The following is an 11,841-nucleotide window of genomic DNA, read 5'->3' on the forward strand; positions in this document are numbered from 1 at the left end:
GACGAGGCCCTGAACCGGATCACCGGCGCACAGACCCCCTCCGGCATCCCCGTCGTCATCACCGCACCCGTCGCCGAACGCCCCAAGCGCAGCGCCTCCGCCCGAGGCCGGCGCCGCCCCTCTTCGGCGCCCCGGCGCGCCCCCGTACGCCAGTCCGCCTTCGACGCGGCGGCCTGAACCCCCTTGTGATCGGGAAGCTGACCCTCTCCGCAGGAGTCATCTTCTGACCCTGGTTCAGATGCAGCCCCGCCTGGCGAGCGTCAGGCCGATGCGCAGGACGGTGGTTGTGGTCATGAACGCGGCCGGACCCGAGGCCTGTGACGCCGTGGGCGTCGAGGTGGCCTGACAGAGGGAACAGACACGAACGGACACCTGAACAGCAGTGTGGGCCCGACCGGAGTGACGGTCGGGCCCACACTGCTGTTCAGGTGTCCGCCGCAGTGGTCGCAATGGCTGAAGTCGCCCACGGCCCACGGCCCACGCGCCGACCGCCACAGTCGACGCGCGCGACCGGCCGGCAACATGGGAAGCCCAGCGGTGTCCGGTCGCCCGGTGCCCGCCGGTGAGCGGCGCAGTCGGCGGCGCCACGGGAGCCCTACGGGCCTGCGCGGCTGTGGGCACTCCGGACGCCGGACCTGAGCTTCGGGGCTGCTCCGACCATCCATGGCTACCTGTGGCGGGTTACCTCATCCCCGAGAAAGCGGAAATCTGTGCTCGCTGGAGTAGACATTGAGGGGTGGTGTCGTTATGGTTTCTCTCGTAGCCGAGATCGAGCAAGGCCCGGCAGAGATGAACTGCCGGGCAGTAGTACACGCAGTTCGCAGGACGGTCCGGTGGTGGAGTTCCGAAGCCAGGATTTCGCAGGATGGTGACGGGACTGACGACCGGACCGGGTGGCCCGCAGTGATCAGGGGCCGCCGTGAGCAGGGCCGCAGCGGCGCAGTGGTAGTCCAGTCGTTGTGGTTGCAGGTATCAGCAGTGCGGTAATCCGTGGTTCCTCGGTAAAGGCGTCGGCTGCGGGCGCGCGTACCGGGAAGTCCGGCGGTGGGGTTCTGAGCCAGAGCAGACGCAAGACGGGCGACGGGGCTGGCTGCCGGAGTGTGGCGCTGCGTGAGGCCACCAGTAGTTCGCAGTATCAGCAGTGCAAGCAGTACGCAGTACCCGTTTGGTAAGTGATTGGTCCAGAGGGAAGAACGGAGGACTTCAGCGCCATCAGGATCGCCCGGGCGGCAGGCTTGAGCCCGGGTACCGCAGGACCTCGATAGGCAGGTGGTCTCCGGTCACGCATCCGCGATCCCCGCACACCCCGTCCTCCCCCGGGCGGGCCTGCGGAACAAATGGGCCGGCGCAGCACTAGGGCCGGCAGATGGTGTAGCAGTTCCTTCGGGGCCCTGGTGCCGTACGGCACCAGGGCCCCTCAACGCGTTCCACAGAGAGGTGAGATGACAGCAGACGATTCCTTCGGCCGTCTCGACGACGACGACTACCCCGCCTACACGATGGGCCGGGCGGCCGAGTTGCTCGGCACCACGCCCAACTTCCTCCGCGCCATCGGTGACGCCCGACTGATCACGCCGCTGCGATCGAAGGGCGGCCACCGCCGCTACTCCCGATATCAGCTGCGCATCGCGGCCCGCGCCCGGGAACTCGTCGACCAGGGCACCCCCATCGAGGCCGCCTGCCGCATCGTCATCCTCGAAGACCAGCTCGAAGAAGCCCAGCGTCTCAACGCCGAACACCGCCGCGCCGCCGGATCCCCGAACCCCCCAGCCGCGGCGTGAGATGAGTGTGCCCGCCGGTTTCGGCGGGCGCCCCACGCACGCTCCCGTACACGACGTGATCGTTCCTTGGTGACGTGGCGTGCGGACGTGTAGCGTCTGCGTCAGCTGTCGTGGTTCGGAGTTTCCCTTTGCCCACGCTCCCGGCGTGGGCGTTCTGCTGTGCTGTGCCGCAGGGACCAGGGCGATCACCTCCGCCTTCCACATGAAGTGGGAGGCGTTCATCGACTGGAAGGCATGGCCATGGCTACGGGAACTGTGAAGTGGTTCAACGCGGAGAAGGGTTTCGGTTTCATCGCCCAGGACGGGGGTGGCCCGGATGTCTTCGCGCACTACTCCGCGATCAACTCCTCGGGCTTCCGTGAGCTCCAGGAGGGGCAGGCCGTGACGTTCGACGTCACCCAGGGCCAGAAGGGCCCGCAGGCCGAGAACATCAACCCGGCCTGACCTCTCAGGTCCTTCCCGAGGGATCGCGCACGCCGCGTCCGGTGACTGCCGCGGCCCGTGCGTCGGTGCTTTCAGCCGGACGATGAGACCGCTCTCGTGCCGGGCGTCGACAGGACGCGTCGTGGTGCACAGGATCAGGGCCGCGCGGCAATGGCCGCGCGGCCCCGATGGTCGAGGTGGATCCAGGGCGGGAGCGACCTCGGCCGGGGACTGCCTGAACTCGGTCGTTCCCGGGCGTTGCCCCGGGTTCGCCCGTTCTCCCCCTCGTACGAGCTGCCGATGGGCCGGGCTTCACGCTGCGGTCCAGGTCGCCCGCGCGCGGTTCGCCGGCGCGCGGTTCGTCGACGACCAGGGTTGCTCGAAAGGTGCGGGAGCCCCCTACACGCTAGTGCTCAGAGCGCTGTCCGTTCCACGGGGATCCACAGCTCCGCGTCCGCCCGTGTCCCGTCCTGCGACAGCCGGGTCCGCAGGATCTCGGGCCCCGGCCGGCTCTGGTAGGGATTGGACGGGAACCACTGCGTGAACACGTCCCGCCACAGGTGCTGGAGCGTCTGCGGAAACGGCCCAGAGCTCTCGAAGACGGCCCATGTCCCGGCCGAGACGGTGAGCGCGTCCATGTCCTCGGGCACCGCGGCGCGGGTCACCACGCCGTGGTAGTAGTCGAGTTCGGTCCCCTCGGCGCGAGTGGCGTCCAGATCGTCACTCACCGAGATGATCCCCTCCGGCTCCTGATCGGACAGACTCTCGATGCGCTGCAGCGTCTCCCGGCCGATCTCCCGGATGAAGGTGGCAATGGCCGGGTTCACCCCCTCATGCACGAGCGGGACACGCGCCTTCCTGCCGACCACACGGAACTCGTCCTTCTCCACGACCTTGTACCGCATGCTGCTACTCCCTTCGACGACGAGGCGGAAGGACATCCGTGGCTGGGACCGCAGGCTCGCACCGGTCCGCCTGACCTCGCCGGGACCGACGCCGTGCATGGCGCGGAACGCACGCGCGAACGCCTCGCCCGACGTGTAGCCGTAACGCACCGCGACCTCCAGCAGCGTCCGCTCCCCGCCCAGCACCTCGGCACCCGCGACCGTCAGCCGCCTGCGCCGGATGTACTCCGACAGCGGAATCCCCGCCAACGCGGAGAACAGCCGCCGGAAGTGGTACTCCGACGTCACCGCGATCCGCGCCAGGTCCGCCACCTCGATCCGCTGATCGAGGTGGGACTCGATGTGCTCCATGGCCTGGTTCAGCCGCTCCAGCACCCCGGCCTCCTTCCCTTTCCATCACTCACGTTAGGAAGGACCCGCCCTGCCGGACCCGACATCCTGTGCCCGGTCCGGTCGGGTACGCCAGGCCTCCGCCGGCCCACGCCCACCACAGCCGCACCCACCACAAGGAGGGACAGGGGCGCCGTGGTCACATTCCACACCCTGTGCTCCAGGGGGCGGACCACGTGGGGGCGAACCGCCCATGCCCGGCGACGTGGCCCTGGGGGGCGGGACCGGTCTCACCTCATGCTGTCGGAGCGAGGTCTCTAGCATGATCACATGGTTGCCAGTGACGCCCCGGAGCCCGAGGGGGAACGCGAAGCCGTGTCCCGCGATGCCGCTGAAGTCGAATGTGGTCACGTCACCTCGGTGCGTGGAGAACGCCCCGAAGACGGGCTGCCCTGCGGATCACGAGATGACGACGCAGGCGAGAAGCCTCACTCGGTCGCTGCGGTGGTGGAGCGGGTGGCCGACCTGGCCGAACCGATCAAGCCGCGGTTGCGTGGCTGGCTCCATGCCGGGATGGTCCCTGCCGCACTGATCGCAGGCGTCGTACTCATCTGCCTGGCTCGTACTCCGCAGGCGGTCCTGGCCTGCGCGGTGTATTCGGTCACCGCCTGGCTGTTGTTCGCAACGAGCGCCGTCTACCACCGCGGCACCTGGGGGCCGCTCGGCGAGGCCATTCTGCGACGCCTCGACCATGCCAACATCTTTCTGATCATCGCCGGCACCTGCACCCCCCTGGCCGTACTCCTCCTCCCGGCGGATCAGCGGCCCCTGCTGCTGTGGATCGTGTGGGTGGGCGCGTTGGTCGGCATCGCGTTCCGGGTTCTGTGGGTCGGAGCTCCGCGCTGGCTGTACACCCCGTGCTACCTGGCCCTGGGGTGGGCGCCCGTGCGCTACCTGCCCGACTTCCTGCACGCCGGCGGAGCAGCCGTACTCATCCTGATCGTGGCCGGTGGTCTCCTCTACAGTGCGGGCGCGGTGGTCTACGCCCTCCAGCGGCCCGACCCCTCACCCCGCTGGTTCGGCTTCCACGAGGTCTTCCACGCGCTGACCGTGGCCGCTTTCACCGCGCACTACACCGCCATCTCCCTGGCCACCTACTGACCTGCTCGGCCTGCGCCTGCGGGCGCGGCCGGGGGGCGGCAGAAGCGCGCTACCGGAGCAGTCCTCGCGTCATCGCCCGGGAGTGGTCCGCCCCGTCCGCGACGGTGCGGAGGCGTCGGCGAGGTCGGCGCCGGTGTCGGCGTCCCGCTGGGAGTGGCCGGTGCCGTGCCAGTCCAGGCACATGACGGTCGCATCATCCTGCAGGTGGCCGTCGTTGGCATCGACGATCGCCGCGATGAGGGTGCGGGCGGCCTCGCGGGGATGCAGCGCGCGGGTGCGTACGATCAGGTCGGACAGATCGAGGCTGGTGGCGTTGCGCTCCAGCATGCCGTCGGTCAGCATCACCAACCGGTCGCCCGGCCGCAGGTCCAGCGACTGGACCCGGTAGGTGTGAGGGACATGGAAGCCGAACGGCATGTCGACCTTCGGAGTGATCTCCCGCACCTGTCCGTTCCGCATCCGCAGCGGCCAGGGGTGTCCGGCGTTGATGAACTCGCTCTTCCCGTCGATCAGGCTGATGCGCAGGAGTTGGCCGGTGACGTAGCCGTGGCGGCCGTGCTCGCGCATGGCCTGGTCGGCCTGGCGGGCCTGTTCGGCGAGGTCGGCACCGGCCCGCCGTGCCCGGCGCAGGGCGCCCACCAGGAGGGTGGCCAGCAGCGCCGCGTCGACGTCGTGCCCCATGGCGTCGGTGACGGAGAGCTGGACCGTGTCCCGGTCGATAACGTAGTCGAAGGTGTCACCCCCGACGTGGTCGGCCGGCTCCAGCGCCCCGGCGACCGCGAACTGCGCCGCCTCGCACGCCAGCGACGCCGGGAGCAACCGGTGCTGGATCTCCGCGGCCAGGCTCAGCGGGGTGGTACGGCGGCCCCACTGGTACACGTCGGTGAAGGACCGGTTCGCGATGACGATGTACGCCAGGGCGTGCGCGGTCTCGCCGATCTCGCGCATCACCTCCGCGTCCGGCGCCGCGGGCAGGAACAGTTCAAGGAGCCCGATCGCGTCCCCGCGGTTGGTCACCGGGGCGACGATCCGCACCAGCGTGCCCTCGCCCTTGTCCTCCACGCTCGGCCGCTGGGTGCGGATCACGTCGTCGTACAGGGTGCCACGCAGCGTGATGCGCCGGGCGGGTTCATCGGTCTTGACGCTGCCCGCCGACCCCAGCCGTACGACCGAGCCGCCGGTGAAGTCGGTGATGAGGAACGACACCGACGCGGCCCCGAGGTGCTCCTTGAGCATGCGTGCGACGACGTCGAGCGACTCCACGGGCGCCGAGGTCTCCGCCGCGGCCAGCGTCCCCGCCAAGGTCATCGCTGTGCCCCGGCCACCCCCGTCCCCGGGAGTACGAGTGGCCGGCTCACCCTCCCCGTCGGGCTCGCATACGGTCACGGTGACTCCTCGCTGCTCGCTGGTGCTCAGGACTACGGCCCGGCGTACGCGAGGGGCCGGCGCCAAGCCCGGTGCCGGGCAGATGTCATTGCACCACAGAGCCCCTGAACGGATACGCCTGTCGGCCAACCGCGCGTCGAACCGCCCGGCCCCGGCGCCTTGCGGAACGCCCGGCTCTCGCAGCCGCCCGGCCACCGACTTCGCCACAGCCTGTCCGTTCGATTCACGGAGCGGCTGATGGTCACGGCGGCAGCGCGCGACGAGTCGGTGGCGCGGCGCAGGCTCTGTTCGCATCTCGCCTGATCGGTCCGCTGCGATGTCTGAACCCCATGGCTTTGGCCAAGGCTTCGGCCGTCAACATCAAGCACCGCGGGGCGCCGCACCGACCGCACGTGAGCTGCGCCGTGCGGGTGAAGGACGCCGACGGCCCCCCAGCGGTGACCTCCGCTCAAGGAGCGGAGGTCACCGCCGCCGTGGGGGATGTCAGGCCGGCGCGGAGCCCGTCAGGCGTTCCGGGGTGAGGAGTTCGGCGATGCGGGCGGCCGGAAGGAGGCCCTTTTCGAGGGTGAGTTCGGCGACGCCGCGGCCTGTGCGGAGGGCTTCCTGGGCGATGGCGGTGGCGGCGGTGTAGCCGATGTGCGGGTTGAGGGCCGTCGCGAGGCCGATGGAGTTCTCCACGGCCGCGCGCAGGGCCTCGGTGTTGGCCGTGATGCCGACGACGCAGCGGTCGGCGAGGGTGAGGCAGGCCGCCCGCAGGGAGGTGATGCTCTTCGCCAGGGAGTGCAGGATGACCGGCTCGAAGGCGTTGAGCTGGAGCTGGCCGCCCTCCGCCGCCATGGTGATCGTGATGTCGTTGCCGATCACCTCGAAGGCGACCTGGTTCACGACCTCGGGGATCACCGGGTTGACCTTGCCGGGCATGATGCTCGAACCCGCCTGTACGGCCGGGAGGTTGATCTCGTTGAGGCCCGCGCGAGGGCCCGAGGAGAGCAGTCGCAGGTCGTTGCAGGTCTTGGAGAGCTTGACCGCCAGGCGCTTCAGGACGCCGGAGAGCTGGACGAACGCGCCACAGTCCTGGGTCGCCTCCACCAGGTTCGCGGAGGTCACCAGAGGCATGCCGGTGATCTCGGCGAGGTGGCGGCGGGCCGTCTCCGCGTAACCGGCCGGAGCGTTGAGGCCCGTACCGATCGCCGTGGCACCCAGGTTGATCTCGTGGATCAGCTCGACGGCCTCGCCCAGGCGGTTGCGGTCCTCGTCCAGCATCACCGCGTACGTGGAGAACTCCTGGCCCAGCGTCATGGGCACCGCGTCCTGGAGCTGGGTGCGCCCCATCTTCAGGACGTCGCGGAACTCGACGGCCTTCGCCGCGAACGCGTCCTGGAGCACGGCCGTCGCCCGGAGCAGTCCGTGGACGGCCGTGATCGCTGCGATGCGGACGGCCGTCGGATAGACGTCGTTGGTGGACTGGCTGAGGTTGACGTCCTCGTTCGGGTGAAGGTACTGGTACTCGCCCTTGGCGTGGCCGAGGAGTTCCAGGGCGCGGTTGGCCACGACCTCGTTGGCGTTCATGTTCGTCGACGTACCGGCGCCGCCCTGGATGACGTCGACCACGAACTGGTCGTGCAGGCAGCCCGCGCGGATCTCCCGGCACGCCGCCACGATGGCCGACGCCTTCTCCGGGGCCAGCAGACCGAGCTCCTCGTTCGCCAGGGCCGCCGCCTCCTTGACGGCGGCCAGTGCGTCGATCAGCTGCGGGTACACGGAGATCGGGGTGCCCGTGATCGGGAAGTTCTCCATGGCGCGCAGGGAGTGGATGCCCCAGTACGCGTCGGCCGGCACCTCCCGCTCTCCGAGGAGGTCGTGCTCACGGCGGGAGGCGGTCTTCATGAAGGTGGGCCTTCTGGAGGTGCGGGTGGGGAAGGGGAGATGGGGGTGAGGAGACGGGGGTGATGGGGAAGGCGGGGGTTACGGCGCGGCTAGGAACCGCCGGAGAAGCGGGAGCCGGCGGCCGTCAGGGCCGGTTCCGAGCGGGTGGGGCCGTTGAGGAGGCTGTGCAGCAACGCCGGGCGGCGGGCCGGGGCGATGTCGGCCAGCAGGGTCGCCAGGACGGCCATCCGGGCCTGCCCCGCACGCAGCGTGCCGGTCGGCACGGCCCCCGCGGCCACCAGGTCGACGGCGCCGCCGCCGGTGTAGATCTCCGCGACCGGCCCTGAGGTGACCCGAGTGCTCAGGGCGACGAGCGTTCCCTGGGTGACCGCGTCCGCGACGGCCTCGGCTATCTCCGGGGTGGCGTTGCCCGCGCCGGTGCCGACCAGTACGACACCCTGGGCGCCGGCCGCGACGGCTGTGTTCAGCAGGAGCGGGTCACCGTCGCTGTGGTGCATCACCAGGTCGACCCGGGGCAGCTGACCGGCTCCCTCGGGAGCGGCGGCCGCGGGAAGGGGAAGCGGAGTGGACCGGTCCGGCACGCGCCGGACGGCCACGCTGCCGAAGCCGACCTTCCCGAGGCTCTGCTCGCACGGGTCGGCGAACGCGTCGGCCGCCAGCGTCTGCGTCTTCACCGTGCCGCGGGCCGCGTGGACGAGACCGTCGAAGACGACGAGCACACCGAGGTCGCGCACGGAGGCGGCCACCTGCAGAGCGTCGTACACATTGCCGGGGCCGTCGCCGTCGCCCGTACCGAGCGGGCGCTGCGCGCCGGTGAAGACCACCGGGCGCGGATCCGAGTGGTGCAGGTCCAGGAAGAAGGCCGACTCCTCCAGGGTGTCCGTGCCGTGCGTGACCACGACACCGTCCACGCCGGGGTCGGCCAGCGCCGCGTGGACCGCGCGCAGCAGCGTGAGCTGGCGGGCGGTGGTCATGCGCGAGCTGTTGACGTTGAACAGGTCGACCACCTCGACCATGACCCCCTCGGGCAGGGAGGAGGTGGCCAGGACGTCGTCCCCGGACGCGTCGGCGGCGTAGCCGGTCCCCTGCCAGCGGCTGGCGATCGTTCCACCGGTGCTGATGAGGGTGACCCGGCGCGGCCGGTCGTCGCGTGTCCACTGCATGTCTGGCTGTCCCGAAGATCGATGGGGTGGCGAAGTCGTCGCCTCGCAACGATAGGACAGTCGGTGCGCAATGCGATTGCGAATTCGCCCCCGGAATCGCTAACTCCGGCGTGCATAATTGTGTGATGGACAGCATCGACCGCAGTATCTTGCGTGAGCTTCAGGAGGACGGTCGTCTGACCAACCTCGACCTCGCCCAGCGGATCGGCCTCAGCGCCTCCGCCTGCATGCGCAGGGTGCGGCACCTGGAGGAGAGTGGGGTGATCCAGGGCTACCGGGCCGTCATCGACCCCGAGGCGGTCGGGCGGGGCTTCGAGGTGCTGGTCTCCATCGAGGTACGACGCGACCGGGAGACCGTCGAGGCCTTCGAGGCCGCTCTGCAGGACATCCCGGACGTCATCGAGGCGTACCGCCTCTTCGGCAGCCCGGGATGCCTCCTGCGGATCGCGGTCGCCGACCTCGCCGCGTACGAACGCCTGTGGATCGAGCGGCTGACCTCGCTGACGGGGGTCACCGAGGTCAACTCCCAGATCATCATGAAGCGCGTCAAGGAACCGCGCGGGCTCCCGGTCGAGCGCTGACGTGACGGCGCACGCGTGCGGAGGTGACAGCACACGCGTGCGAATGATCTTGTGTGTCGTGGTGACCGAGTCGTGTCGTGTCGCTGTTGGGCCGAACGGGTGAGGAACGGGAGGATGGGTGCATGAGTAGGTACGAGAGGTACGACGTCACCGACGAGCAGTGGGAGGGCCTCGCCCAGGTCGTCCCCCTGCGTGGCCGCGACGAGTGGCCGTCCAGAGTCGACCACCGCACGGTCCCCGGCCAGTACGAGGCCGCCGAGCAGCGCCGCATGATCGTTCTGCGGGTGCAGGTCTTCGCCGACGCACGTGAGGTCGCCGAGTACCTCATCGCCCAGATCCCGGTCCTGCTGGACCTGACCGGCGCCGACACCGAAGTCGCCAAGAGGATCCTTGACTTCAGCAGCGGTGTCGTCTTCGGGCTCGGCAGCGCCATGCACCGAGTCGACCGCAACGTCTTCCTGTTGACGCCGGCCGGCACCGAGGTCGAGGGCTCGGAATCAGAGGAGGCCGAGGAGGCCGCCGTCCCTCGATCGTAGGAAGGTCCGTACGCCGGAACGGTTCGTCATGCACGCGGTTGCATACGGTCCGATCATGCACTCCACCGGCGGTTCCACGCCCGAGGTCCTTTCCTCCTCTGCTTCTCCCTCTCCCTCTTCCTCCTCCTCCGAGCGGCGCCCTGCCCGACCGGCGGTCACCGAACTGCGCCTCTCCGCCTTCGCCTCCCATCGCGCCGCTGTCCACACCCTCGGGCCGGTGACCCTCTTCGCCGGAGCGAGCGGCAGCGGCAAGTCCACTGCTCTGCGGGCGTACGAAGCGCTGGCGCGGCTGGGCGCGGGCGAGGACCTGGCCACCGCCTTCCCCGACGCGGCCGACCGCGTTCCCGAGCGGGCCAGGCCCGACGCCCAGGGGAGGCGGGGGTTCCGGATCGGCTGCACGGTCGACGGGCCGGTCGGGCCGGTACGGCTCGATGTCGCTGTTCAAGCCGAGCCCTGCCTTCGCGTCGTCGGTGAACGGCTCACCTGCCGCGGCCGTACGCTGCTCACCACCGCCCTCCGCGACCCGGGCCGCACCTCCGTCCAGGCCGAATGGCACACCGCCGGAGCCACCCCTGTCACCCGGGCGCCGCTTCCCGACGATCTGCTGGGTACCGCGCTTCTGCCGCTGCGGGTGGCGGGCAAGACGCAGGGGCAGCTGGAGGTGCTGGCGGCGGCCGAGCAGGTCGTGGTCGCGCTGCGTTCGGTTTTCGCCTGCGACCCGCGGCCGGACCGGATGCGGGCGCCGGTACCGACGGGCGAGGGCAGGCTGAGGCGCGGATGCGACAACCTCGCGGAGGTGCTGCACCGCACCCGTACCGACTGCCCGCGTCGCCACGCCCGGTTGGCCTCGGTGGCCGGCGCCGGTTGCGTCGGACCGGTCACGGGGCTCGGCGTGGAGGAACTGCCCGGCGACAGGGTACGGGCGGTACTGGAGCGGGCCGGGGCGGTCGCCGGGTCACCGGCGGCGCCGGGGGAGCAGGGGGAGCGGGGCCCGTGGGTGACACCGCTGGGGCGGCTCGGCGACGGGGAGCTGCGTTACCTGGCCCTGGCGCTCGTGCTGCTCACCGGTCCGGGAGTCCTCGCCATGGACCAGCTCGCCGAAGTACCGGCTGCCATGCGCACGCTGACCGTCCTCGCGGACCGACTGGATCAGGGGCTCGACCGGCGTCAGCTCCACGAACTGCTCGGCCTCGCTGCGGGCATCTGTGCCGGCGGGCACATCCGGCTCGCGGGGGCGGTCGGGGAGGCGGCCGCCGAAGGTGTGCGGGAGGTGCCAGGGGTGACAGTGGTAGACCTGAGCCGTGAGTGAACTGGATGTAGCGGGATTGCAGCGCAGGTTGGCGGAGTTCGCGGCCTCGCGGGAGTGGCAGCCGTACCACACGCCGAAGAATCTTGCGGCGGCGCTCAGCGTCGAGGCGGCCGAACTGCTGGAGATCTTCCAGTGGTTGACGCCGGAGCAGGCGGACCGGGTCATGGAGGACCCGGACGCGGCGCACCGGGTGGCCGACGAGGTCGCGGACGTGCTGGCGTATCTGCTCCAGTTCTGCGAGGTTCTGGGCGTCGATCCGCTCGCCGCCCTCTCGGCGAAGATCGACCGGAACGAACTCCGCTTTCCCGTCGGCAGGCCGCCGGGACGGAGTGCGCCCGCCACCGAGAGGGGTGATCGTCACTCTTCGGAGTAATCGCGT

11 protein-coding genes and 1 pseudogene are annotated in these 11,841 nt (G+C 70.3%); 8 read left to right on the plus strand and 4 right to left on the minus strand.

All coding sequences use genetic code 11. The features are described from left to right. The 3 genes and pseudogenes from IE136_RS23645 to IE136_RS23655 all read left to right on the plus strand — a co-directional run. Window positions 1–177, plus strand: a pseudogene (locus IE136_RS23645) (DEAD/DEAH box helicase); the annotation flags it as partial. Between the two features lie 1,265 nt (window positions 178–1,442). Continuing rightward, the gene (locus tag IE136_RS23650; protein ID WP_158991414.1) at window positions 1,443–1,781 is read left to right on the plus strand and encodes a helix-turn-helix domain-containing protein; all 339 of its coding nucleotides are present in this window, start codon (window positions 1,443–1,445) and stop codon (window positions 1,779–1,781) included. 240 nt (window positions 1,782–2,021) lie between these two features. After that, on the plus strand, window positions 2,022–2,225 hold the full coding sequence (locus tag IE136_RS23655; RefSeq protein WP_019072426.1) for a cold-shock protein: 204 nt from the start codon (window positions 2,022–2,024) through the stop codon (window positions 2,223–2,225). A gap of 392 nt (window positions 2,226–2,617) precedes the next feature. Here the strand turns inward: IE136_RS23655 and IE136_RS23660 are convergent, their stop codons facing one another. After that, window positions 2,618–3,484, minus strand: a complete 867-nt coding sequence (locus IE136_RS23660; protein ID WP_189601343.1) for an AraC family transcriptional regulator — start codon at window positions 3,482–3,484, stop codon at window positions 2,618–2,620. A gap of 462 nt (window positions 3,485–3,946) precedes the next feature. On the opposite strand from IE136_RS23660, the gene trhA reads away from it, so the two are divergent. Beyond that, entirely contained in the window at window positions 3,947–4,600 is a 654-nt protein-coding gene (gene trhA / locus IE136_RS23665; RefSeq protein WP_373309124.1) for a PAQR family membrane homeostasis protein TrhA, read from the plus strand. 69 nt (window positions 4,601–4,669) lie between these two features. On the opposite strand, the gene IE136_RS23670 is transcribed toward trhA, so the two are convergent. The 3 genes from IE136_RS23670 to IE136_RS23680 form a co-directional block, all read right to left on the minus strand. After that, window positions 4,670–5,908 carry a PP2C family protein-serine/threonine phosphatase gene (locus tag IE136_RS23670; protein WP_158994778.1) on the minus strand — a complete coding sequence of 413 codons (1,239 nt, stop codon included), beginning with the start codon at window positions 5,906–5,908 and terminating at the stop codon, window positions 4,670–4,672. Between the two features lie 561 nt (window positions 5,909–6,469). Then, window positions 6,470–7,873 carry an aspartate ammonia-lyase gene (aspA, locus tag IE136_RS23675; protein WP_189601344.1) on the minus strand — a complete coding sequence of 468 codons (1,404 nt, stop codon included), beginning with the start codon at window positions 7,871–7,873 and terminating at the stop codon, window positions 6,470–6,472. Between the two features lie 89 nt (window positions 7,874–7,962). Next, window positions 7,963–9,036: an asparaginase gene (locus IE136_RS23680; protein ID WP_158991422.1), complete on the minus strand. Its 1,074-nt coding sequence runs from the start codon at window positions 9,034–9,036 to the stop codon at window positions 7,963–7,965. 125 nt (window positions 9,037–9,161) lie between these two features. Here IE136_RS23680 and IE136_RS23685 point away from each other — a divergent pair, with 125 nt between their 5' ends. The 4 genes from IE136_RS23685 to IE136_RS23700 all read left to right on the plus strand — a co-directional run bounded on the left by IE136_RS23685 (window position 9,162) and on the right by IE136_RS23700 (window position 11,835). After that, window positions 9,162–9,617: an Lrp/AsnC family transcriptional regulator gene (locus IE136_RS23685; RefSeq protein ID WP_189601345.1), complete on the plus strand. Its 456-nt coding sequence runs from the start codon at window positions 9,162–9,164 to the stop codon at window positions 9,615–9,617. Window positions 9,618–9,739: 122 nt separating this feature from the next. Beyond that, window positions 9,740–10,153 (plus strand): cell division protein SepF, encoded by a 414-nt coding sequence (locus IE136_RS23690; RefSeq protein ID WP_158991427.1) that lies wholly within the window; start codon window positions 9,740–9,742, stop codon window positions 10,151–10,153. A gap of 55 nt (window positions 10,154–10,208) precedes the next feature. Next, the gene (locus IE136_RS23695; protein ID WP_229819079.1) at window positions 10,209–11,462 is read left to right on the plus strand and encodes an AAA family ATPase; all 1,254 of its coding nucleotides are present in this window, start codon (window positions 10,209–10,211) and stop codon (window positions 11,460–11,462) included. After that, the gene (locus IE136_RS23700; protein ID WP_158991433.1) at window positions 11,455–11,835 is read left to right on the plus strand and encodes a nucleotide pyrophosphohydrolase; all 381 of its coding nucleotides are present in this window, start codon (window positions 11,455–11,457) and stop codon (window positions 11,833–11,835) included. The genes IE136_RS23695 and IE136_RS23700 overlap by 8 nt, the downstream gene beginning before the upstream one ends. Window positions 11,836–11,841: the final 6 nt, after the last annotated feature.

Source organism: Streptomyces lateritius (genome assembly GCF_014649715.1).
GTDB lineage: Bacteria > Actinomycetota > Actinomycetes > Streptomycetales > Streptomycetaceae > Streptomyces > Streptomyces lateritius.